Genomic DNA, 20,751 nt, shown 5'->3' with positions numbered 1-20,751 from the left:
TTTCATTCCTTTTCTTCGGGTTCACTTCTCAGTTTTCGGGGGAATCTCAGTAGGCGAGGCAGCCTGTGCAGCCCCGATCGCCACAGAGCGGATTCGTGCAGAGTTGCCCGCTCCAGATGTGTTGACGGATCACCTCGACCATACGCAGCGCCTCGGCGCGATTGCCGCCGGTGCCGACGACGAACTGCCGGGCGATGTCGCGGAGAAGTTGCTCATTCTGGCGGGTGAGTTGCTCAAGGGTGGGCACGTTCATTCGGAGTCCTCCTCATCTGGGAAGGAAGGCTCGCTCATCTCGCGCGCGTATGTACCCCCATCACTATCGTCACTATGTTCACTATGGGCGGGGGGTTGAGTGACGTTAGTGACGTTAGTGAATAGGGGAACGGAGTAGCCGGACCTCCCGTGGTATTCGACTTTGCCATGCAGCCGCAGGCGGCGGAGCATGTGCTGGACGGCGGTACGGTCCTTTTTCAGCACCTCGCCGATCTGGGTTGCCGTCATCGGCGTCCCCGCTTTCGCAAGAACATGCACGACGGCCTGCTGCTCGGGAGTGTCTGGAACGGTCGCGGAGTCGCCGAGAATGGTCCACGTCCCCATGTGCGGATCGCGCTTGATGACCTTCTCGAATTCCTCGATGTCGCGGCCCTTGCCCGACAGAAGGCAGCGGTCATCGGAGCGGCCAGCGATCAGGATGGTATCGGCAACGCCCGTGAGGCCCAGCGAGCCGCTTACGGTATCAAACACGTCGTCGGCTTCAGCCTTGCGCGTGTGGTGCACGAGGATGACCGCCACGCCCCGTTCACTGGCAAGCCGCTGGAGCGGGCGCACGCCGTCCGCATCCTCATCGTACACGCCCCTCTGGCCATTGCTGCGCGGCTTGATGACGCTCCACGTGTCGAGAACAATCATTCGGGCGTCGGGATGGTCGTCCAGCCAGCGTTCCAGCGCCTCGATGCAGCCGTCTCCGATCTTCGGCCAGGATGTCGTGAGATGCAGGCGCTTCGGTTTGGGGCCACGCCCAAGGATCTGCCGCAAACGACGCTGCAAACGGCGTTCGTTGTCCTCACCCGCGACGTAAAGCACGTCCCCGGCGTCACACTCCAGATCGTTGAGCGCAAGGGTGCCGCTGGCAACGCCTATGAGGAGCTGGAGCACGAGGAACGACTTACCGAACTTCGGCTTGCCAGCGAGGATGGTCAGACCCTCGACGATCAGGCCATGCACGATGAACTTGATCTCAGGGAAGTCGAATTCGTCGAGGTCGGCCGCCGAGATGATGCGGGCGCCATCGCTCGGCATGACAGGTGCGTCGCCACCCCGCGGCGGAAAGCGCTCGACCTTGGCGCCCAGAACGCCCGCTGCTGCCCCATTACGCATACATAGACCCCTGCAGGCGGTCGTTGAAATCACCCTCGGGCGGGGTCTGAATGAAAGCCTCGCGTCCCGCGTCGGCGTATCGCTCGGCGATGGCGCGAGCGGCATTCTGGCCCGGCTCGTCGGCGTCGGCGAAAACGGTCAGCGCCTCGATTCCGGGAAGCACCGGAAAGCTGGCAATGCCGCCCGCCGAACCGATCGCCCACACAGGCGCCCAACCTGCGGCGAGCACCGACAGCGCCGTCTCGATGCCCTCGGCGATGCCGAGCCCGTGGGTCACGTCATCGGAGCGGCTGAGCATGATTGCGCCGGCTCGGCCCAGCATCTTGCGATCGATCTTGCGGGCTTCGGGCGTGAGCGCGGTGCGATGAATCCCCACAGGCTCGCCGGTCAATGGATCGCGCATCAGCGCCACCATGCAGGGAAGCCGTTGACCGTTGCCGAACGGACACGCGGCCATGTAGCGGACGACGCGCGACGGCTCGGCAGGCAGTGCCACGCCGCGGCTGGCGAGATATCGCTCGGCGATCGTCGCCTCGGCGCTTACAGCCTCATTCCAGAGCGCCAGCGCACGGCGGGTGCGGTCGGCATCGTCGGGGCGCGAGGTAGGCCAATTGGCCGACCTGGCTGGAGTTGCCGTCTGTCGGCGCGAGGCTGGAGCACCATCAGCCGATGACACGAAGCCCATTTCGCGAAGCCAGTTGACCGCATCGCCACGCGTGCAGCGCCGCTCGCGAGCAATCAGGTCGAGGAGCCCCCCGCCCTCGCCGGTTTCGTGATAACGAAAGGTCGCCTTGTTCAAATCGACCGACAGGCTGCCATGCGTACCATAGCGCATTTCGCCCGCGCGACTTGCCTTCGGGTTCGGCTCGCCGAGCAGGAAGCGCGCGACTTCCGGGGTCGCAGCGATAAGTTCGGCAGTATCGAGAGGCGGAAGCGTCATGCGTGCCTCCCGACTGTCCAGACCGCGGCCATGCGCCGCAACACCTCTGCGGGCATGGATGGCGGCACGAAGAGAGAGGTGTGGGGTTTCGTGGAGAGAGATTGCATAGCCACTGCCTATGCCCTCCCCGACGTCGACGTTACGGCGCTCTCGACGATCAGCGGCACGCCACGTTCACGCTCTTCGAGGACCGCCCTGTCGACGGCCTCGCGGCGCGTGGGATAGCTGGCAATCCGGCAGACGCGACCGATTGCGGCACCATGCAGCGCCACTTCAAATCCGTCCGAAATCTCGTTGATTCGAATGCTCAAACCCTTGGCATTCGCTGCGTTCGGTGCTATGATTTTTGGACCATTGGTTTTCGAAATCTCTAGGAAGCGGTCGCCACGTCCCGGCGGCCGTTTTCGTTTGTCGGGCGGGCCCGTCCCTTCCGCAGCGCGCATCAGGCGGCCTCGGTGACAAGGTTGTGCGCAGACTGTGCAGTGATCAGCCGCCGACGCCCCACACGGAACGTTTCAAGCCGGCCTTCCTTGATGAGTTTGTAGACGGTCGTCGTGCCAAGGCCGAAACGCTGTTCGACCTCTTTCACGCTGTACGCGATGCGATCAGACATTGCTGGTTTCCTCCACAACAGCCGGGAAATGCCCGGCGGCTGTGTGGAATATTCAGCGAAAAATGCCGCTCATCCGAACGATCTGGATAATATCAGGCCAATAATTATTTATTGGTCTGTATTATCAAACGTTATCAATGCCTTGCGAACATGGTTCGCAATAGAGTTTGCACTTGGTGTACGATGCCAAGTTGTCTCGCACCAGAACTCCATGTCGCGCTCTAAATCCGCCTTTATCCACGTCTCATTCAGACCGCCGCGCTCTTTCAGTAGTCGCGTCGCCTCGTTGAAAAACGCTGGCCAATCATATCGCGTGGGCCGCCCGCGCCTCGCTCCGTCCTTTTGCGGCGCACAGAGGGCTGTAACCTCGGCGCGCCTAAAGTCGACATCCTCCAGCGTTGTAAATTGCGAGTTTCCGAGAGCATCGCGACTCCGAAAACGGAAGCTCCAGCGCTCAAAGTCGCAAAGTGTAACAAGGCGAAGGACGGACGGCGTGCAGGCGTCTTCCCCGTCAGCTGCAATTTCCTCCTCCAGCTCGACGATAAGATGGCGGATAGCGGCCCAATCTTCCGGATGCACGACAGCCGGGCATTGCTCATGACGCGGGCGAAGCAATTTTACGCGGATGGTCGGTGACCGAGAAGTTGAAGTGAACTCATCGGCCCGACGGTGGCAGCGCGCGGGCAGCCTGCCGCTTTCAGCCTCGGCCATCAACAGGCGCGCAGCCTCGGAGGGCTCAACGTTTAGCGCCTGAACCACTAACGCCTGAGCCCGAAATCCTGGCATGTATGCGTCGTAATCCGTCGGGCTCGTGCAACGCACGACAGGTCGCTTCGTCAACTTCACTGGTTATGCTCCGTCCCAAAAGCAGCGCCGCCCCACGCGGGAGCGGCGCAGTATAGCCCAAACCGCGCGGGCGGCATCAGGTGTCCCGGCAACTGTCCGACAGCGATCCGAGCGCGATCAGCATCTCAATGCCAGAAAGCGCGGCACGCAGCGGCTGCTCGGCAATCCCAGCCTCGATGGCATCGCTTACCGCCGCCACGAGACTGCGCGCGCCCTCCATCGTTTCCGCCGTGAAATCCGGCGTGCCGAAGTGGCCGAAAGGGGTGACGTCGGCCATCCGGAAGCCCTGCATGGCCTTTTTCAGATCAGCTTCACGCATCGACCGTCTCCCCATTTGCGAATTTCTCTGCGCGTTTTGCCATCGCAATCGCGCAGGCGAGCGTTCCCGCGCCCCTGTCGAAGTCTTCGCGATTGGTATTGTGGAAAAGCGCCTCGGCGGCTTCCAGCGCATACCCGATGCTCATCAGCATGGCGCCGACATGGGCAAGGCTGGCCACCGTGTCTTCGTCGGGGCTCATCGGCGTTGTGGACTTCTCCGCCGTCTCCCTCATTTCATCCGTGACAAGGTGGATGCGGTTCCCCACCTGCGCTGCGTTGGACTTGATCGCCTGAGCCACACGAATAAAGGCGTCCCGCTGATTGCCGCTGATGTCCATCGCCATCATCTCGATTGCGGTCGCGAGGTCGTTCACAACGCCAATGTCGTCGTGGGCATCGCACAGGGTAAGCAGCGCCTGCTTGTTGTCGGCCTTCGCAGGCACCGCCTTCCGCCACTCGAGCAGATGGTCGAGCAACTCGGGCCGCGTCATCCGTCCAGCCTCGTATGCGTCGATAAGCGTTGCGGGCGTGTGTATCGCGGGGCTCACTTGCTCGCCTCCCGCATGACGCGACGCACGACGCGCTCAATTTCACTGTCGCGCCACGCCGCGAGCTGGCGGGCCTGTTCCTGATACTGGCGCTCGATTTCGGCGGCGTCGGGGTGTAGGGCTATGGTAAGCATAACGGTCTCCAGTCGATCGTTGTGTTAGGGCGGCTCGGGAGGGGCTAATCTCTCTTGCCGCCCGCTCTTTATGACGCTATAAAACTACCATGTCAACAGATAATAGCGCCAATAAGTCGAAAAGAATGGGACGGCCTCCAGTAGACTCGGAGGCGGTCAATGTTCGGCTTGAGCGGCCCGCGCTAAACGCAATCGACAACTGGCGCCGCGAGCAGCCGGACCTGCCGACACGGCCGGAGGCTATTCGGCGGCTGGTGGAGCGGGGGTTAGGGTGTGACTGACGGCCCACCGCCCGGATGGAAGCCAGTTCGAAAAGGCCAAGCGTGGGGAGAAACGCCGCCACATTGGCCCAAGCACGTGAAGCACGTTTCGGTCGAAGAGGACTTGATGGGCGTCGGCGATGACGGCGATCTCTACTGGGATGGGAAGCCCGTACAGGTTGGAAAGCGTATCGACCTGACAGTCTGGCAGATCATTTATGGTGTGGCGGCCCTAGTAATCGCTGCCATCGCAGCAGGCTCGGCCGCCATTTCGGCGCTGGTTGACCTGCGTGGGCTTTCCTAGCCCACCAACCACGCTGCCACGATGGCCTCATCCTCACTCTGGTAGCGGTGCGCCGTCTGGCGGGACATGCCGGTGTCTGCGAGGGCGGTGGCGTATGGGGACTTTGTCGCATCGCCGGACAAAGTTTCATCGCGCAGATCGGTGCGCTCACCTTGAGCCCGCGCCAACTCCTTCAACAACTCACCCGCCCGGCGCTCGGCACGCAGGCGGACGTTCGCCGCTTCACGCTCAGCTTCGAGATTGCGGGCTTGCCGGTAATACGCTTCCTTACGCCGGGCGCGAACTTCTTGAGGCGCGGCCCTCCCCGCCCTATAATCACCGGATGGGGAAACCAAAGCGCAAGCCGGCGCAGCGTCGGCAGCCCGAACGCATCGAAATCACAACGCTCGGGCCGACGGAAGAGCAGGCCGCACGCTTTCAATACGAAGACGCCGCACTCGTCGAGGACGGCACTGTGCAGCGCGAGCGCGTCTATCGCCGCGTGCCGCACGTCGTCACCATGGCCCGCGCAGGCACGATCAGCGACAGCCAGGCTACAGCGCTCGGCTGGTATCGTGATCGATGGGACCGCGCGCAATACTCCGCGACGGTGGATTCCCTCGGGCGCCTCGGTCCCCGCTCAGGCGGCGGCGACTATGAAAGGTGGCGCACTCGGATCCTCGACGCCGAAGCCGACGTGCGCCGCGCCGAAACGGCGGTAGGGAGCTTGGTTGCAACCCTGCGCGCCATCGCGCTTGAGGACTATTCCGCCGCGCAGGTCGCACGCCAGCGGTGGACAGGCGGCGTGAACTCTCGACGCATTAAAAGCGTGGTCGACGAGCTTCGCCGGGCGGCGGACTTGCTGCAGGACGTCGCGAAAGCTTAAGCCCTGATCGCCACCACGTTCCCACCCTGCTCCCCGTCCACAAAGGCGCCCCACGCGTTCAGCAGCCCGCGGCGCATATCGAGGAATTTCGTCCGCTTGTAGGCCCGCACGACGGCATCAGGGACGACATGGGCAAGCGCGGCCTCGGCGACCGCTTCCGGCGTGCCGGGCATCTGCTCGGCGCACCAGTCGCGGAAACTCGACCGGAACCCGTGAACGGTGCATGTCTGCCCGGCATCCCGCAGCGCCTTGGTCAGGGTCATATCAGACAGCGGCTTGCCGCTCTTCCCCGGGAAGATCAGTGCGTCGCCCTTCGTGGTGCGGAGCATCGCGGCGCGCTCAAGGATCGCAAACGCCGCGGGATTCAGTGTCACGTCGTGCGCCTCGCGGGACTTCATCAGCGCCGCCGGACGCCTCCATAGCGCCGCCTCGAAATCGATATGACTCCAGCGCGCCGAGCGCACCTCGCCCGAGCGCGCGGCCGTCAGGATCGTGAACAATAGCGCCATGCGTCCGACCGTCTCAGACGCCTCCCGCACGGCCTGCACGAACGCGGGAACCTCTGCGTAGGGCATGGCGGCGAAGTTGCCGCCCTTCGGCTGCCGGGACAGGCCGACCGTTACCGATCGCGTCGGGGCCTCGCTCGCGCGCCAGCCCTTCGACTTCGCGAAGTTCAGCACCGCCCCGATACGCTGACGGACTTTGCGCGCCATGACCGGCTTATCGATCCAGATCGGCGCGAGTGCGTCGCGGACGTTGGAAGCCTCGATCATATCGACACGGGTGTTGCCGAGCGCAGAATAGGCGTGTTCCTCAAGCGACGACAGCCACGACGCTGCGTGCTTCGGCTCCCATCCCCGCTTCATTTCCTCATGGCACGCCTTGGCGGCAATCCGGAACGTCGGTACGGGCCGGCGCTCGCGGTCCCGCTCGGCGATCGGGTCGCCGCCGTTGCGTGCCACCTTGCGAAGCTGGGCGGCCTTCTCACGCGCTTCCTGTAGTGTGAGGTCCGACACGGCGCCGAGCCCGATATCCCGCCGCTGCCCCGCGACCTGATAACGCAGCAGCCACGACCGCGCCCCGCTCGGCTTCACAAGCAGGTAGAGCCCGCCGCCGTCAGCGTGGCGGCCCGGCTTGGCGTTGCGAACTCCGACGACGGTAAGCTTGGGCATCTTCGTTCCCCCATCCGTTCCCTCGTTTCGGCGCGATAGTACGCGAATGTGAGCGAAGGCAGGCGAAACAATATCGCTATAATCGACGCAGTTTCAAGGCTTTCTGTGAAGGTCCGCGAATGTCGGCGAAGGCATCTTATAATCCTCGCGGGGCATCCACTTATTTCCGGCAACGACCTTATCGCCGCCCCATGAATCCCATGCCTTCAATCGACTGAAGCGCCCACGGCAAGTGGATAGCCGTTCTTAGAAAGAAATGAGCGGCGCTTTACTTACTGCCTTGTCAGTCAAACGAAGTTAGTTCATCGTCATGCCTAGGTGTATTTGGCGCCGAAATTGGGGGGACTTCATGAAAAAGATTATATTTGCCGCCATCGGCGCGGCCGTATGCGCGTATCCTGCGATCGCGCAGAATGTCGATACCAATGCCGAACCGATCGCTCTCGGCGCGCCGCAAACCTCGGTTCTTCGGGCCGGCACGTCCGTTCCGCTGAAGACCCTCGTCGGTCTCACGACCGAGGGCAAGAAACTCAAGGTCGGGCACCGTTTCGAACTTGAGGTGGCGGAAGCCGTTTCGGTTGACGGTCAGGTGGTGATTCCCGTGGGCAGCCCGGCAGTGGGCGAAGTCACGAGCGTTCGCAACAAGGGCATGTGGGGCAAATCGGGCCACATCGAAACCCGTATGCTCTACGTAAGGGCCAACGGGCGTCAGATACGCCTTTCGGGCTCCATCGACGACAAGGGCGTCACCGGCACGGCGGGCGTGGTCGCTGCGGTCGTGCTCGTACCGGTGGTCGGTTTCTTTGTCACCGGAACCAGCGCGCAGATTCCGGCCGGGTCGAACATCACGGGTTTCGTGCAGGAAGACGTGCCCATCGCATTTTCCGCACCGACGCCCGTGGCGATCACCGTTCCCGCCCCTGCCGCGCCGATGGTTGCACCGGTTGCCACAGTGACGACGGTGGCCGCCGCTCCGGTGGCTGAGCCCGTCGTCGCCCAGCCGCAGCAATAAAACGATCAGCGGGTGGCGAATGCCTCACGGGCCGTCGCCACCCCCTGCCAACCGACTTTCCGCACATCCACGCGCTGCGCGATTAGCTGCGCCTCGCCGAATATCGTCAGGAAGCTGATGTCCGTCGCGTCGCGCCCCACGCCGATGCGCACGATGCCTTCGCAGGGCGCAAGGTTCGTCGCGTCGACCAGATGCCAGCGGCCTTCGAGCCACACCTCCACCACGGCGTGGAAGTCCTGCGGCTCCAGCCGCCACGCATAGGCCGCAACCATCCGCGCGGGTATGCCCGCGGCGCGCGTCATGGCGATCATGAGGTGGGCGAAGTCCCGGCACACGCCCCGCCGGGCGATGAACGTATCGGCTGCGGTGGTCGTGGCGTTGCTGGCGCCGGGCACGTAATCGAGATGTTGCCCGATCCACGCCGCGATCGCGCGTACCTGATCCCCGCCGGAAAGATCGCCGAACTCGCGCTCCACCAGCGAGACGAAACGGTCGGCCTCGCAGTATCGGCTCGGGAAAAGATAAGGCACCACGAGCGCTGGCAAATGCCGATTCTCGTCGATCTTCAGCCCGCCGAGCGACGGCGCGGGGCGATCGACATCCACTTCTGCCCGGTAATGCACCGTCACCCGGCCTTCGGCGTGCGTCCATGTGCGACGCCCCAGCGCTTCCTCCGCCGCCACCGGCGTCAGCGCCTCGACGCCCTGCACGGTCAGCTGGTCGCTGACGAGAATCTGGTCGGGCATCTGCGCGACCTCGACCGCCAGTAGCAGATCGGCAGGCGCGGTCAGCTGGTAATCCAGCATCGTTTCGATGGAGAGGCGCATGGAATTCCGTTCAGGGGGCAAGCGTGCAGTAAGCACTCAACCCATAGCCCATCCTCCTCGTTCCGGCAGGCACCGAAGAGGCAAAGCTGCGCGCCAATCCGCTCGACGCCGGAAAGAAGCTCCTGGACAGTCTCAGGAGGTAAGCATCACCCCGCCGCCGGCAGGCGGAGCGTCGCGGCGAGGCCGCCCAGATCCTCGCTGCTGCCAAGGGTGATACTGCCGCCGTAGATCTCGGCGACGTCCTTCACGATGGAGAGGCCAAGGCCGGTGCCGGGTTTTTCGGTGTCGAGCCGCGCGCCGCGGCCGAAGATACGGCCGCGCTCGGTTTGTGCGATGCCGGGGCCGTCATCCTCCACGAGGATTTCGACGAACCGCTCCGGCCCGCCCGACAGGGATACCGAAACGAACACACGCCCGGCCCCGTATTTCGCGGCGTTCTCGATCAGGTTCCCGGCCATTTCCTCCAGATCCTGACGCTCGCCATGAAATATCGCGGTGCGGTCGCCGTCGAGGTCGATCGTCACGTCGGGATAGATGCGGCTGATCGCGCGCCGCAGGCCTTCAAGCGCGGGCCAGACGTCGGCGCGCGCATTCACCGCCGAACGCCGGCCGAGCGCGCGGGCGCGCGCGAGGTGGTGATCGATGTGACGCCGCATGATGGCCAGTTGTCCACGCACGGTATCGGCGAGCGGAGTTTTCTGCCCCTCCGCCTCGTTCATCACGATCGCGAGCGGGGTTTTCAGCGCGTGCGCGAGGTTTCCGGCGTGCATACGTGCGGCCTCCGCCTGCGCCTCGGTATGGTCCAGAAGCTCGTTCAGCTCGGCGACCATCGGCGAGACCTCCGCCGGGAAATCGGAAGAGACGCGCTTTACGCTGCCGCTGCGCACCGCCGCGATCTGGGCGCTGATGCGGCGCAGCGGCCAGAGGCCGTAGCCCGTCTGCAGCGCAGCCATGCCGATAAGCCCGATTCCGAGCACGCCGAGCGACCACAGCACGGTCGAGCGCACGCGCGCGAGCTGGCGATCAAGCTCCGCCCGGCTCTGCGCGGCCTGCACGTGGAGCATGATCGGGCTATCGGGCAGCACGATGTCGCGCTCCACGATGCGCAGCCCCTCCCCCGCGAAGGCATTGCTGTCATAGGCGACCGCTTCCTTGCTCGCGTCGAACGTGCTTGGCGTCAACGCGCGGTCCCAGAGCGAGCGCGAGCGCAGCGGCTCCTGCCCCGCCATGCTGATCTGCCAGTAGAGCCCCGAATAGGGCTCCTGAAACCGCTGGTCGCCGAGCGATCTGTTCAGCCGGATTTCTCCCTCGGGGCCCAGCTCCACCGTGGCGATCAGTGCGGTGAGCACACTCTGCAGGCGCTCGTCGAAGCCGTCGACGATGATGCGGCCGACCGTGCGTTCGAGCGCGTATCCGCCCATCAGCAACAGCGTGATGATCCACAGCGCCGATACCGCCAGCATACGGCGGCTGAGCGAGCCGCGCCGGAACAGCTGGCCGAAACGGGATTCGCGTGGCGCGCGCGCGGCCACCTCAGGCAGCTTGCGGATCGTCCAGGCTGTAGCCGAGACCGCGAATGGTCTGGATAAGGTCCGCGCCCAGCTTCTTGCGGATGCGCGTGATGAAGACCTCGATGGTGTTCGAATCGCGGTCGAAGTCCTGATCGTAGATGTGTTCGATCAGTTCGGTGCGGGAAACGACCTTGCCCTTGTGGTGCATCAGGTACGCGAGCAATTTGTATTCCTGCGCGGTCAGCCGCACCGGCGTGCCGTTCAGCGTCACGCGGCCTGAGCGCATGTCGAGCCGCACGTCGCCCGCTTCCAGTTCCGAGGAGGCGTTGCCCGTCGAGCGGCGGATGAGCGCGCGCAGCCGGGCGATCAGCTCCTCCATCTGGAAGGGCTTGGCGAGATAGTCGTCGGCGCCCGCATCGAGCCCCGCCACCTTGTCGGACCAGCTGTCGCGCGCCGTCAGCACGAGCACGGGAATGGCGATGTCGGCCTTGCGCCACTTGTCGAGCACGGTGAGCCCGTCCATCTCGGGAAGCCCGAGATCGAGCACGATCGCGTCATAGCTCTCGGAGGAGCCGAGGAAGTGTCCCTCCTCGCCGTCGTTCGCGACATCGACCGCATAGCCGGCGCCTTCCAGCGTCTCGCGAAGCTGGCGTGCAAGCGTGGGTTCGTCCTCGACGATCAGCAGGCGCATGGGAGAACCCTTCAGTTTCCGTCTATATCGATGATATGGCCGGTCTTGGCGTCAACGTCCACCTCGACCACCGAGCCTTCGCGCAGGTAGCGCAGCCGGTAGCGCTTCCGATCCATGTCGAGCTTGCTGCCGACGAGTTCGCCGCCCACGCGGTTCCCGACGCGGCTCTTGATCTCGCCGAGTGAGCGAATCTCGCCGCTCTTCGTCGCCGCCCGGGCCGCATCGTGATCCTTCATTTTCGGATCGAGCGCCTGCGCGGGCGCCGCAGTGGCTGCGGAGACGCACAGGGCGAGCCAGACAAAGGCGATACGAAACTTCACACGCGGACTCATTCCTTGGAAACGCCCGTCCCGATTACCGCCCGGGCGGTGAATAGCCCATGAATATTGCGCAGACGCCGCAATCACCCTAACTCCCCCTCGTTCCTCTCGCCTGGAAGTCTAACGCGTGTCCGCCCCCATTGTCTCGCTTGAATCCATTGGCCTCGTACAAGGCACGAGCTGGCTGCTGCGCGGTCTTGACCTTTTCATCGGCGAGCGCGACCGGCTGGCGCTCATCGGGCGCAACGGCGCGGGCAAGACGACGCTGTTCCGCCTCATCGCCGGACTCGTCGATTTCGACGAAGGCCAGCGCAAGGCCCGCCCCGGCACGCACATCGTGCTGCTGGAGCAAGACCCCAAGGTCAACGGCTACGCCACCTTGCGCGATTTCGCCATGCGCGGCCCCGGCGCGCCGGAGGCGCATGAGGTGGACGCCATCGCCGATCAGATCGGCCTCGATCTCGACCGCGCCGCCGAAACCGCGAGCGGCGGCGAGCGGCGCCGCGCCGCGCTTGCCCGCGCGCTCGCCGAAAACCCGGACCTGATCCTGCTCGACGAGCCCACCAACCACCTCGATCTCGCCGCCATCGAATGGCTTGAAGGCTGGCTTGGCCGCTACACGGGCGCATTCGTTGCGATCAGCCACGATCGCACCTTCCTCACCCGCCTCACCCGCTCCTCGCTCTGGCTCGATCGCGGTCAGATCCGCCGCGCCGAGATCGGCTTCGGCGGTTTCGAGGCGTGGACCGAGCAGGTCTATGCCGAGGAGGCGCGCGCTGCCGAGAAGCTTGATTCGAAACTGCGCGACGAACTCCACTGGCTCCAGCGCGGCGTCACCGCGCGCCGCCGCCGCAATCAGGGCCGCCTCGCCAAGCTGCAGGAGATGCGCGCCCAGCGCGCGAGCATGATCGGGCCGGCCGGCAAGGCGAAGCTCGGCCTGCAATCGGACGACGCCAAGGCCAAGATCGTCATCGATGCCGAGAGCGTCAGCAAGAGCTACGACGGCCGCACGATCATCAAGGATCTGACGCTCCGCATCCAGCGCGGCGACCGCATCGGCATCGTCGGCCCGAACGGCGCAGGGAAAACAACGCTGCTGAGGCTCCTCACGGGCGAGATCGCGCCCGATACGGGCACGGTCAGGCGGGCGAAAACGCTCGCGGGCATCACCATCGATCAGCAGCGCAAGCTCCTCGGACCCGGCAAGCGCGTGCGCGATATCCTGGCCGACGGCGGCGACTGGATCGATGTGCGCGGCGAGAAGAAGCACGTCATCGGCTATCTCAAGGAGTTCCTGTTCGATCCTGCCTACGCCGATGCGCCCGTCGATGCGCTCTCCGGCGGCGAGCGCTCGCGGCTCCTCCTCTCGCGCGAGTTCGCCCGCGCCTCCAACCTCCTTGTCCTCGACGAGCCGACGAACGACCTCGACCTCGAAACGCTCGACCTCCTGCAGGAGGTGATCGCCGACTACGAGGGCACCGTCCTCATCGTCAGCCACGACCGCGACTTCCTCGATCGCACCGTCACGATGGTCGTCGGCCTCGATGGCAGCGGCCGCGCAGACGTCGTCGCGGGCGGCTTCGCCGACTGGGAAAAGAAGCGCACGCAGCGCACCGCTGCGAAGCCGAGCAGCGCCCCCGTAGCCGAAGCCCCGCGCACCGCGCGCACCAAGCTCAGCTACAAGGATCAGCGCGAGCTCGACATGCTCCCCGCCGAGATCGAGGCGCTGCACGCGGAGATCGCCCGCCACGAGGAAAGCCTTGCCAACCCTGCGCTCTACACGCGCGACCCGGACGGCTTCATGAAAATTTCCGCCGCGCTCGACGCCGCCCGCAGCCGTCTCGCCATCTGCGAAGACCGCTGGCTTGAACTTGCGGAGCAATCCGAGGCGCTCGGTTAATTATTGCGAGTGACTCGTAATAGCGTTGACTCTGCAAATCACTCTCAATAACACGCCCAAACCTTGTAACTGTTGGGGGTGTTCCTATGACTGCAGAACCAGCCGCCCGCGCGTCCGTCGCCGGTCCCGCCTTCCTCGCGCTTTCCTGCGTGGGCTTCGTCGCCAGCGCGCTTCCCGCGCACGCACAGGATCAGCAGCAGAAGCTCGGCGGCGTCACCGTCACCGGCACCGCGATCGAAGAAGAGATCAAGGTCGAGAAGGCCGAGTCTCCCAAATACGTCCGCCCCCTCCTCGATACGCCGCAGACGATCACCGTCATCGGCAACACCACGATCCGCCAGCAGAACCTGCTGACGCTGCGCGAAGCGCTGACCACGATTCCGGGCATCACCTTCGGCGCTGGTGAAGGCGGCGGCGGCTACGGCGACAGCATCAACCTGCGCGGCCAGAGCGCCAACACCGACATCCAGATCGACGGCGTGCGCGACAGCGCGCAATATAGCCGCTCCGACACGTTCAACATCGAACAGATCGAGGTCGTGAACGGCGCCAATTCGGTCTACAGCGGCTCAGGCTCGATCTCGGGCACGATCAACCTCGTCACCAAGCGCCCGAAAGGCGAAGACCTCAGCGTCGTTCAGGCGGGTATCGGCACGGACAATTATTACCGCGCCACGATCGACAGCAACCTTCGCCTGTCAGACCTCGTCGCCGTGCGCCTCAACGCCATGTACCACGAGAACGACGTTCCGGCCCGCGACTTCGACAGCTACGAACGCTGGGGCGTCGCGCCGTCGGTCACCATCGGCATCGACGGACCGACCAGCCTGACGCTGCTTTATGTCCATCAGAAGGACGACAACACGCCGATCTACGGCGTGCCTTATTATTCTTCGGTCGGGGGCTTGCTGCCGGGCGCCGATTATGGCGGCTACTACGGCTACAAGGATGTCGACTACCAGAAGCAGACCGTCGATCAGGCAACCGCGATCTTCGACCACGCCTTCAGCGACCGTGTCTCGCTCCGCAATCTCGCGCGCTGGCAGCGCGTCGAACAGAACCTCGTCGTCAACCCGCCGCAGGGCACCTACTGCCTGGACAGCGGCACGCTCTACACAGGCGCACCGTGCGCGACCGGTCAGGTCCCCGGCACCTATTACCCCTCCGGCCCGCGCGGCGTTTCGCGCTTCACCGAAAACCAGATGTTCTACAACCAGCTCGACCTGAAAGCCGTGTTCGATACGGGCGGCATCGAGCACACGGTCACGATCGGCGCCTCCTACGCGCAGGAAGACTATGACCTGTCGAACGGCAACTCGATGCGCAATCCGGGCGGCGCGACGCCGAACCCGACGCTGCCGCCGATCGACATTTCGAACCCCGATCCGATCTACGGCGGCCCGATCAACTATATCCAGACCGGCTTCTCGCAGGGCGACACGCGCAACATCGCCTTCTATTTGTTCGATGCCATCAAGCTTTCTGATCAGTTCGAGATCAACGGCGGCATCCGCTGGGAGAACAACAAGGCGGACTTCCGCGTCGACTCGATCGTGGGAACGCCGGGGCCGACGTTCGGCACCGTGACGCGCGGCGCCGTTCAGCACTCGGACGACAACCTCTTCAGCTACCGTGTCGGCCTCGTCTACAAGCCGGTGCCGAACGCCAGCCTGTACGCGGCCTACGGCAACAGCCGCACGCCCGCCGCGTCCTCCGTCCGCAGCGGGTGCGGCCTCGCGACCGCGCAGAACCTGAACCTCGATCCCTGCACCGTAGCGCCGCAGGAAGCGGTGAACTACGAGATCGGCGGCAAGATCGACCTTGTCGGCGGCAGGCTCCAGCTCACCGCCGCGCTGTTCCGCAACGAGCGGACCAACTATCCGGTGGCGAGCAACGACCCGACGCTCGGCACGCTTCAGGTGCTCGACGGACAGAGCCGCGTCGATGGCCTCGCGCTTGGCGCCTCGGGCAACATTACCGATGCCTGGGCGATCTTCGCGAACTACACCTACCTCGACAGCAAGGTGAAGCAGAGCGTTTCGAACTACTGCCTCGCCAATCCGGGTGCGACGTTCACGCCCCCGGGCGGCACGGCGATCACCTGCCCGCTCACCGATGCGCAGGCTGGCAATCCGCTTACCAACACGCCGAAGCACTCGGGCAGCCTGTTCACCACCTACACGCTCCCATTCGGCCTGCAGGTCGGCTACGGCTTCACCTATCAGGGCAGCTTCGTGCTTTCGAACACGGTCACGCCGCTCACCAAGTCGAAGGATTGGCTTACGCACCGCGCGTTCGTCTCCTATCCGTTCGGCAACGGGCTGACCGCCCAGCTCAACGTCCAGAACTTCACCGACGAGAAGTACTACACCGGCATCCGCAACAACGGCTGGGCGACGCCCGGCGAAGGGCGCTCGGCGGTACTCAGCCTGTTCTACAGCTTCTGAGCATGGGGCATGGGCAAGAGCGGTTCAGGGGGGATCGCTCTTGCCCACCAGCACCTTGCGATGCTGATATCTCAGTAGGTCCAACGAAGATCGGTTTCCTGCCATGATGATCGCGATTCCCAACGTGCTCGATGCAGAGGCGCTCGCCCGCGTCCGCGCGATCATCGATGCCGCCCCGTGGGTCGACGGCAACGTCACCTCCGGCTATCAGTCCGCGCTCGCCAAGCGCAACATGCAGCTTCCCGAAGACGGCGCCGCTGCGCGCGAGGCGGGCACGATCATCCTCGATGCGCTCGGCAAGGCGCCCTTGTTCATCGCCGCCGCACTGCCGCTCAAAGTTTATCCGCCGCTGTTCAACAGCTACGAGGGCGGCCAGACCTTCGGCGTTCATATCGACAATGCCATCCGCATCCAGCGCGGCACCGAATTCCGCATCCGGAGCGACCTCTCGGCAACGCTGTTCCTCGAAGACCCGGAAGCCTACGACGGCGGCGAACTCACCATCGAGGACCAGTTCGGCGTCCAGCAGGTGAAGCTGCCCGCCGGGCACATGGTGCTCTATCCCGCCTCCAGCCTGCACCGCGTCGAGCCGGTCACGCGCGGCAAGCGCACCGCGAGCTTCTTCTGGATTCAGTCGATGGTCCGCGACGGGGAAGCGCGACGCTCGCTGTTCGAACTCGATACTGCGATCCAGACGATCGCGCAGGACCGCGGCCACGACGATGCCGCGATCATCCAGCTCACCGGCGTCTATCACAATCTCCTCCGCCGCTGGGCGACGACCTGACGCACGCGCTCAATCAATAATGCGATTGATTTGCATTAGTTGAGACCGTATAGACCAGTCGTGGCTTGAAGGCACGGTAACGGGGCGTTCGGATGCATACGGTTCACGCACGCAGCGCAGACGACAGTTTCGACGATATCGTGTTTCACGAGCGCGTATCGGCGACCTCGACGCCCGTACGGATCGGCCTTCCGGAGCGGCTGCCGACGGCAGGCACGGGCGGCTACCAGCCGGGCCGTCTCGATTGGCGCGCCCTGCTCGCCGTCGTCGTTCTTCATGTCGCGCTCGGCGCGGTGCTCATCCGCACACAGGTGATCCCGCCCCGCACCGTGCAGACGGCGATGGATCTGCTCGATCTCTCCGCGCCCCCGCCAGCACCCGAGGCGCCGCCGCCCCCCGAGCTTGCCGAGCCTGAAATCTACGTGCCGCCGCCCGCCGTCGAGTTCGCGCGCGAAACGCCGCCGATCGTCGCAGCCGCCGATCAGCCGCAGGCCGTGCCTCCGGCGCCCGTGGCGATCAAGGCGCCGCCCGCGCCGCGCCCGGCGGCGCCGCCGACGCTGGTCGCCGACGATCTCGGCGCCACCATGATCTCGGCAAAACCGCCCGCCTATCCGCTCGAATCGCGCCGCAAGCGCGAGCAGGGCACCGTCGTGCTGGCACTCACCCTCGGCACGGACGGAAACGTCGCCGAAATCCGCCTGGCAAAGAGCAGCGGCCACGAGCGGCTCGACCGGGCCGCACTCCATGCAGTTCGCCACTGGCGCTGGTCACCCACGATCCGTGACGGCGTCGCGGTCGCCGTTCGGGGCATCGTGGAGATCCCCTTCGTCCTGCAGGGGTGATCAGTCGAGCATCGCCCCAAAAGCGAGGCTCATCGACTCGCTCCCGTCGCCGGAGACGATATGCGCGGCGAGGCCGAGGCGGTTGGCGAACTGCAGCCCGTCTTCGACCCCCAGCACTGTGATCGCCGTCGCATAGGCGTCGGCGTACATGCATTCCGCGTGAAGGACCGTGACGGAAGCGACACCCTTCGCAGGCCTGCCGCTGCGCGGGTCGATCGTGTGTGCGAAGCGCTCACCGTTCACCTCGAACCAGCGCCGATAGTTACCCGATGTCGCCGCAGAGAGGCCGTGCAGCGCAAGCCGCAGTGGCGGCAGCGCCGCGTCCGGCGGCATCTCGATATCCACCCACCACGGTTGCCCGTCCGGTTTCACGCCCTCGCCCACGAGTTCGCCGCCGACCTCGACAAGAAAGTGCCGGAAGCCCTGGTTCTTCAGCCACGCCGCCGCGCGGTCCGCCCCGAACCCCTTGGCGATCCCCGAAAAGTCGAGCGCAAGCGTGTCGGTCCGCCGCGCCCGCTGCAGCAGCACTTCACACGCCACCCGCCGCCAACCCGCCGCAAGACGCAGCGTTTCGGTCGTCTCATGATCCGGCGCCGAAGCGACAGCCCCCGCCGCTCCAAACCCCCAGGCGTCCACGATCGCCCCGATCGTCGGATCAAAAGCCCCCCCGCTCTCCTCCGCGACCCGAAGCGCGGCGGAAAGTACCGTCAGGAAATCCGGCGGCATCGCCTGCCATGCGCCAACGGCCGCGCGGTTAAACCGGCTGATGTCGGACGCCTCTTCCCACGTGCTCATCTGCGCAACGACACCGTCGAGTACGGCCTGCACACCGGCGCTAATGTCCGCGACAAGACCCGGGGCGGGAACGACGAGTCGCACCGACCAGCGCGTCCCCATCGTCTTGCCGGAAAGCGTCGCAATCCGTCCCGAAGGTTCCCTCAGCGCGAAGGCAGCCGCCGAGACGGCTTTGGGAATAAGGATTCGGGCGTCGTCCGTCAGGGCGCCAGCACCTCGAGCGTCGAGACGTAGCCGAGGCGGCGCTGCGCCGCCCCCTTCACGCTGACGTTCGCATCGCTCGCCTCAGCGCTCATCCAGTAGAGGCCTGGGCCGGGCCACGTGATCGTCACCTTGCCCTCGGCGTCGGTCTTCATGTCCATCTGGCCGAGCTCGTCGCGGTAGCGGATGCCGCCCGGGACCACCTCGATCTCGATCCCGGCGGCGGGCTTGCCGTCGATCACGAACTGGAACGTCGCCGCCTCACCGGCAACGAGGTCGTTCGGGTGCGTCACCGGCACCAGCTCAAGCCCCTTGCCGCTCGGCTTCAGAACCGTCTCCGTCGGCGCGCCCAGCGTCACGAAGATCTCGTTGCGGCTGAGGCTCTCGGAGAGCTTCACGTCGGTCGCCCCGGCGGGAATCAGCTTTTCAATGTCAGCCGCCGAAGCACCACGCGGTAACCGCTTCTCGACGCCGCCCTCCTTGTAGCTGCCGAAGATGCCGCCACCGGCGTTCGCGATCTTGTAAGTGCCCTGCTGTTTCAGCTCGACGTCGAAGGTGCTGCGATACCGGCCCGTCGATGCGTTCTGCAGCGCCACCTCGCTGCCGTCGGGCGCCCACGCCTTCACGTTGCCGAGCCGCACCGGCTGGTGCTCGAAGTAGAACAGGTCATTGGAGACGGCGGCGTCCACCGTCACCCAGCTCGACTGGCCCGAGAGCACTGTCGATGACGGCAGCATCCACTGGCGGTGCGCCTCGGCAGCGGTTGCGCTGAAAAGCGCTGTCGAAATGGCAAGTGCGCGCAGGAATCCGGTGTTCATGAACATTGTCCTTTCAGCGTTTGAAGGTGGCGCTGACCGCGCCGAGTTCCGTGCTGCCCGCCGCGCTCGCGGACTGGCCGGGCTTCGGCGGCCAGCTGAACGGCAGTTTCACCAGTTCGCGGCCGCCCACCTCGCGCGCGGCTTCCACGAGCAGCGTGTAGTCGCCGGGCGCCATCGCCCCCCCGAGCACGTCCGCGCCGAGGCTCACCTTGTGGGTGCCCGGCGCCTTCGTCGCGCCGGTAATCCCATCCGCCGGGAAGCTCAGTGCCCGACCCGAGGCGCGCCACCACTGGCGCACGTCGCGCAGCCACTTGGTGCCTTCATTGTCCTTCATGTCGTGGTCGTACCAGACAGCGAGCGTCTTTGCCGGAGCCCCGGTCTTCTCCAGCCAGATCGCCACGTAGGGCCGGTGATACTCCGCAACGCTGAGTCGCGGGATGGTGACGGTGAGGTCGATGCTCTGCGCGGCGGCAGGCGCCGCCAGCGCGGCGAAAGCGGCACCGGTCATCACGATACGCGTGGAAAGCTGCATTCTGACACCCTTCAATGAATGAAAATCAAGGCGATGAGGACCGGGATGAGCAGCCCCACCCCCACGATCGGCCACGTGCTCCGGCGCTTCGCGGCGTGAAGCTGCAGCAGGAACAGGCCGGTAAATGCGAACACGAGGCAGGCGCCCGCGAAAATATCGATGAACCACTTCCACGCCGTGCCCGAATTGCGGCCCTTGTGGAGGTCGTTGAGGTAGGAGATCCAGCCGCGGTCGGTGCTTTCGGCAGTCGCCTCGCCCGTCGCCCGATCGATCGCCACCCAGCCGTCCCCGCCGGGGCGAGGCAGCGCCAGATACACCTCATCGGGCGACCACTCCGCCTCCCCGCCCGCCTTCACCGAAAACGTCTCGGATACCCAGGCGGCGACGGGCGCGGGGAGCGGCGCGCGCTCCGCCTCGCCGTCCTTCGGCGCGATGCGACCAAGAAGGTTCACCGGAAGCTGCGCCGTGCGCTCCTCGATCACGGGCTCGGCCTCGATCTCGGCGGCATGGTTGAGCGTGATGCCGGTGACCGCGAACAGCAGCAGCCCGACAAGGCTGATGGCGGAACTCATCCAGTGCCACGTGTGCAGCTGTTTCAGCCAGAACGCCTTGCGGCTTTTCTTCGCCACCCTGTTAGGCGTCACGCTGTGCATCGGCGCTGAATCAATCCCGTCCCTGACCGGGAACGGCG

Annotated in this window: 25 protein-coding genes; 7 read left to right on the top strand and 18 right to left on the bottom strand. The window is 65.1% G+C overall.

Annotated features, from left to right (window positions below; genetic code table 11):
* Positions 1 to 46 precede the first annotated feature (46 nt).
* From H2052_RS11240 to H2052_RS11200, 9 genes are all read right to left on the bottom strand, one after another.
* Positions 47 to 253, bottom strand: a complete 207-nt coding sequence (locus H2052_RS11240; RefSeq protein ID WP_293781635.1) for a hypothetical protein — start codon at positions 251 to 253, stop codon at positions 47 to 49.
* On the bottom strand, positions 250 to 1,377 hold the full coding sequence (locus H2052_RS11235) for an AAA family ATPase (protein WP_293781633.1): 1,128 nt from the start codon (positions 1,375 to 1,377) through the stop codon (positions 250 to 252). Before H2052_RS11235 ends, H2052_RS11240 begins: the two co-directional genes overlap by 4 nt.
* Positions 1,370 to 2,317, bottom strand: coding sequence for a toprim domain-containing protein (locus tag H2052_RS11230; protein ID WP_293781631.1), 948 nt, complete (start codon positions 2,315 to 2,317; stop codon positions 1,370 to 1,372). The genes H2052_RS11235 and H2052_RS11230 overlap by 8 nt, the downstream gene beginning before the upstream one ends.
* A gap of 116 nt (positions 2,318 to 2,433) precedes the next feature.
* Positions 2,434 to 2,760, bottom strand: coding sequence for a hypothetical protein (locus H2052_RS11225; protein WP_293781629.1), 327 nt, complete (start codon positions 2,758 to 2,760; stop codon positions 2,434 to 2,436).
* On the bottom strand, positions 2,760 to 2,930 hold the full coding sequence (locus H2052_RS11220) for a helix-turn-helix domain-containing protein (protein ID WP_293781627.1): 171 nt from the start codon (positions 2,928 to 2,930) through the stop codon (positions 2,760 to 2,762). The genes H2052_RS11225 and H2052_RS11220 overlap by 1 nt, the downstream gene beginning before the upstream one ends.
* Positions 2,931 to 3,038: 108 nt before the next feature.
* The gene (locus H2052_RS11215) at positions 3,039 to 3,776 is read right to left on the bottom strand and encodes a hypothetical protein (RefSeq protein WP_293781625.1); all 738 of its coding nucleotides are present in this window, start codon (positions 3,774 to 3,776) and stop codon (positions 3,039 to 3,041) included.
* Positions 3,777 to 3,852: 76 nt separating this feature from the next.
* Positions 3,853 to 4,095: a hypothetical protein gene (locus H2052_RS11210; protein ID WP_293781623.1), complete on the bottom strand. Its 243-nt coding sequence runs from the start codon at positions 4,093 to 4,095 to the stop codon at positions 3,853 to 3,855.
* Entirely contained in the window at positions 4,088 to 4,585 is a 498-nt protein-coding gene (locus H2052_RS11205; protein WP_293781621.1) for a hypothetical protein, read from the bottom strand. The genes H2052_RS11210 and H2052_RS11205 overlap by 8 nt, the downstream gene beginning before the upstream one ends.
* 53 nt (positions 4,586 to 4,638) lie before the next feature.
* Positions 4,639 to 4,776, bottom strand: a complete 138-nt coding sequence (locus H2052_RS11200) for a hypothetical protein (RefSeq protein WP_293781619.1) — start codon at positions 4,774 to 4,776, stop codon at positions 4,639 to 4,641.
* A gap of 387 nt (positions 4,777 to 5,163) precedes the next feature.
* Here H2052_RS11200 and H2052_RS11195 point away from each other — a divergent pair, with 387 nt between their 5' ends.
* A complete protein-coding gene (locus H2052_RS11195) occupies positions 5,164 to 5,340 on the top strand; it encodes a hypothetical protein (protein WP_293781617.1) in 177 nt (58 codons plus the stop codon).
* Between the two features lie 322 nt (positions 5,341 to 5,662).
* Entirely contained in the window at positions 5,663 to 6,205 is a 543-nt protein-coding gene (locus H2052_RS11190) for a hypothetical protein (RefSeq protein WP_293781615.1), read from the top strand.
* On the opposite strand, the gene H2052_RS11185 is transcribed toward H2052_RS11190, so the two are convergent.
* Positions 6,202 to 7,377, bottom strand: a complete 1,176-nt coding sequence (locus tag H2052_RS11185) for an integrase arm-type DNA-binding domain-containing protein (protein WP_293781613.1) — start codon at positions 7,375 to 7,377, stop codon at positions 6,202 to 6,204. The two genes, H2052_RS11190 and H2052_RS11185, sit on opposite strands and share 4 nt — an antisense overlap.
* Before the next feature lie 349 nt (positions 7,378 to 7,726).
* Between H2052_RS11185 and H2052_RS11180 the strand changes: the two genes are divergently transcribed.
* Positions 7,727 to 8,389: a hypothetical protein gene (locus H2052_RS11180; RefSeq protein ID WP_293781611.1), complete on the top strand. Its 663-nt coding sequence runs from the start codon at positions 7,727 to 7,729 to the stop codon at positions 8,387 to 8,389.
* A gap of 5 nt (positions 8,390 to 8,394) precedes the next feature.
* Here H2052_RS11180 and H2052_RS11175 read toward each other — a convergent pair whose 3' ends face one another.
* The 4 genes from H2052_RS11175 to H2052_RS11160 all read right to left on the bottom strand — a co-directional run bounded on the left by H2052_RS11175 (position 8,395) and on the right by H2052_RS11160 (position 11,738).
* A complete protein-coding gene (locus H2052_RS11175) occupies positions 8,395 to 9,216 on the bottom strand; it encodes a transglutaminase family protein (RefSeq protein ID WP_293781609.1) in 822 nt (273 codons plus the stop codon).
* A 146-nt stretch (positions 9,217 to 9,362) separates the two neighbouring features.
* Positions 9,363 to 10,748 (bottom strand): HAMP domain-containing sensor histidine kinase, encoded by a 1,386-nt coding sequence (locus H2052_RS11170; protein WP_293781607.1) that lies wholly within the window; start codon positions 10,746 to 10,748, stop codon positions 9,363 to 9,365.
* A 1-nt stretch (position 10,749) separates the two neighbouring features.
* Positions 10,750 to 11,418: a response regulator transcription factor gene (locus tag H2052_RS11165; RefSeq protein WP_293781605.1), complete on the bottom strand. Its 669-nt coding sequence runs from the start codon at positions 11,416 to 11,418 to the stop codon at positions 10,750 to 10,752.
* 11 nt (positions 11,419 to 11,429) lie between these two features.
* Positions 11,430 to 11,738, bottom strand: a complete 309-nt coding sequence (locus tag H2052_RS11160; RefSeq protein ID WP_293781603.1) for a hypothetical protein — start codon at positions 11,736 to 11,738, stop codon at positions 11,430 to 11,432.
* Positions 11,739 to 11,865: 127 nt separating this feature from the next.
* On the opposite strand from H2052_RS11160, the gene H2052_RS11155 reads away from it, so the two are divergent.
* The 4 genes from H2052_RS11155 to H2052_RS11140 all read left to right on the top strand — a co-directional run bounded on the left by H2052_RS11155 (position 11,866) and on the right by H2052_RS11140 (position 17,714).
* The gene (locus H2052_RS11155) at positions 11,866 to 13,638 is read left to right on the top strand and encodes an ATP-binding cassette domain-containing protein (protein ID WP_293781601.1); all 1,773 of its coding nucleotides are present in this window, start codon (positions 11,866 to 11,868) and stop codon (positions 13,636 to 13,638) included.
* An 86-nt stretch (positions 13,639 to 13,724) separates the two neighbouring features.
* Positions 13,725 to 16,085 carry a TonB-dependent receptor gene (locus H2052_RS11150; protein WP_293781599.1) on the top strand — a complete coding sequence of 787 codons (2,361 nt, stop codon included), beginning with the start codon at positions 13,725 to 13,727 and terminating at the stop codon, positions 16,083 to 16,085.
* Between the two features lie 103 nt (positions 16,086 to 16,188).
* Entirely contained in the window at positions 16,189 to 16,872 is a 684-nt protein-coding gene (locus H2052_RS11145; protein WP_293781597.1) for a Fe2+-dependent dioxygenase, read from the top strand.
* Between the two features lie 92 nt (positions 16,873 to 16,964).
* On the top strand, positions 16,965 to 17,714 hold the full coding sequence (locus H2052_RS11140) for an energy transducer TonB (RefSeq protein WP_293781595.1): 750 nt from the start codon (positions 16,965 to 16,967) through the stop codon (positions 17,712 to 17,714).
* Here the strand turns inward: H2052_RS11140 and H2052_RS11135 are convergent, their stop codons facing one another.
* The 4 genes from H2052_RS11135 to H2052_RS11120 all read right to left on the bottom strand — a co-directional run bounded on the left by H2052_RS11135 (position 17,715) and on the right by H2052_RS11120 (position 20,713).
* Entirely contained in the window at positions 17,715 to 18,611 is an 897-nt protein-coding gene (locus tag H2052_RS11135) for an FAD:protein FMN transferase (RefSeq protein WP_293781593.1), read from the bottom strand.
* A gap of 98 nt (positions 18,612 to 18,709) precedes the next feature.
* Positions 18,710 to 19,528 carry a DUF4198 domain-containing protein gene (locus H2052_RS11130; RefSeq protein ID WP_293781591.1) on the bottom strand — a complete coding sequence of 273 codons (819 nt, stop codon included), beginning with the start codon at positions 19,526 to 19,528 and terminating at the stop codon, positions 18,710 to 18,712.
* A gap of 13 nt (positions 19,529 to 19,541) precedes the next feature.
* On the bottom strand, positions 19,542 to 20,060 hold the full coding sequence (locus H2052_RS11125; protein ID WP_293781589.1) for a DUF2271 domain-containing protein: 519 nt from the start codon (positions 20,058 to 20,060) through the stop codon (positions 19,542 to 19,544).
* 11 nt (positions 20,061 to 20,071) lie between these two features.
* On the bottom strand, positions 20,072 to 20,713 hold the full coding sequence (locus H2052_RS11120) for a PepSY-associated TM helix domain-containing protein (protein ID WP_293781587.1): 642 nt from the start codon (positions 20,711 to 20,713) through the stop codon (positions 20,072 to 20,074).
* Positions 20,714 to 20,751: the final 38 nt, after the last annotated feature.

Origin of the sequence: Sphingosinicella sp. (genome assembly GCF_013911755.1) — a bacterium.
In the GTDB taxonomy this organism is placed as follows: domain Bacteria; phylum Pseudomonadota; class Alphaproteobacteria; order Sphingomonadales; family Sphingomonadaceae; genus Sphingosinicella.
Note: the sequence above shows the minus strand (reverse complement) of the source record. Positions and strands in the feature narration are given on the sequence as shown.

Bases quoted from the DNA above. Each gene is read 5' to 3' on its own strand.
- H2052_RS11200 (WP_293781619.1), bottom strand. From the start codon at position 4,776: ATGCTTACCATAGCCCTACACCCCGACGCCGCCGAAATCGAGCGCCAG.
- H2052_RS11120 (WP_293781587.1), bottom strand. From the start codon at position 20,713: ATGCACAGCGTGACGCCTAACAGGGTGGCGAAGAAAAGCCGCAAGGCG.
- H2052_RS11185 (WP_293781613.1), bottom strand. From the start codon at position 7,377: ATGCCCAAGCTTACCGTCGTCGGAGTTCGCAACGCCAAGCCGGGCCGC.
- H2052_RS11195 (WP_293781617.1), top strand. From the start codon at position 5,164: ATGGGCGTCGGCGATGACGGCGATCTCTACTGGGATGGGAAGCCCGTA.
- H2052_RS11180 (WP_293781611.1), top strand. From the start codon at position 7,727: ATGAAAAAGATTATATTTGCCGCCATCGGCGCGGCCGTATGCGCGTAT.
- H2052_RS11220 (WP_293781627.1), bottom strand. From the start codon at position 2,930: ATGTCTGATCGCATCGCGTACAGCGTGAAAGAGGTCGAACAGCGTTTC.
- H2052_RS11145 (WP_293781597.1), top strand. From the start codon at position 16,189: ATGATGATCGCGATTCCCAACGTGCTCGATGCAGAGGCGCTCGCCCGC.
- H2052_RS11235 (WP_293781633.1), bottom strand. From the start codon at position 1,377: ATGCGTAATGGGGCAGCAGCGGGCGTTCTGGGCGCCAAGGTCGAGCGC.
- H2052_RS11175 (WP_293781609.1), bottom strand. From the start codon at position 9,216: ATGCGCCTCTCCATCGAAACGATGCTGGATTACCAGCTGACCGCGCCT.
- H2052_RS11205 (WP_293781621.1), bottom strand. From the start codon at position 4,585: ATGACGCGGCCCGAGTTGCTCGACCATCTGCTCGAGTGGCGGAAGGCG.
- H2052_RS11230 (WP_293781631.1), bottom strand. From the start codon at position 2,317: ATGACGCTTCCGCCTCTCGATACTGCCGAACTTATCGCTGCGACCCCG.
- H2052_RS11165 (WP_293781605.1), bottom strand. From the start codon at position 11,418: ATGCGCCTGCTGATCGTCGAGGACGAACCCACGCTTGCACGCCAGCTT.
- H2052_RS11140 (WP_293781595.1), top strand. From the start codon at position 16,965: ATGCATACGGTTCACGCACGCAGCGCAGACGACAGTTTCGACGATATC.
- H2052_RS11225 (WP_293781629.1), bottom strand. From the start codon at position 2,760: ATGCGCGCTGCGGAAGGGACGGGCCCGCCCGACAAACGAAAACGGCCG.
- H2052_RS11125 (WP_293781589.1), bottom strand. From the start codon at position 20,060: ATGCAGCTTTCCACGCGTATCGTGATGACCGGTGCCGCTTTCGCCGCG.
- H2052_RS11135 (WP_293781593.1), bottom strand. From the start codon at position 18,611: ATGGGGACGCGCTGGTCGGTGCGACTCGTCGTTCCCGCCCCGGGTCTT.
- H2052_RS11240 (WP_293781635.1), bottom strand. From the start codon at position 253: ATGAACGTGCCCACCCTTGAGCAACTCACCCGCCAGAATGAGCAACTT.
- H2052_RS11130 (WP_293781591.1), bottom strand. From the start codon at position 19,528: ATGAACACCGGATTCCTGCGCGCACTTGCCATTTCGACAGCGCTTTTC.
- H2052_RS11190 (WP_293781615.1), top strand. From the start codon at position 5,663: ATGGGGAAACCAAAGCGCAAGCCGGCGCAGCGTCGGCAGCCCGAACGC.
- H2052_RS11150 (WP_293781599.1), top strand. From the start codon at position 13,725: ATGACTGCAGAACCAGCCGCCCGCGCGTCCGTCGCCGGTCCCGCCTTC.
- H2052_RS11210 (WP_293781623.1), bottom strand. From the start codon at position 4,095: ATGCGTGAAGCTGATCTGAAAAAGGCCATGCAGGGCTTCCGGATGGCC.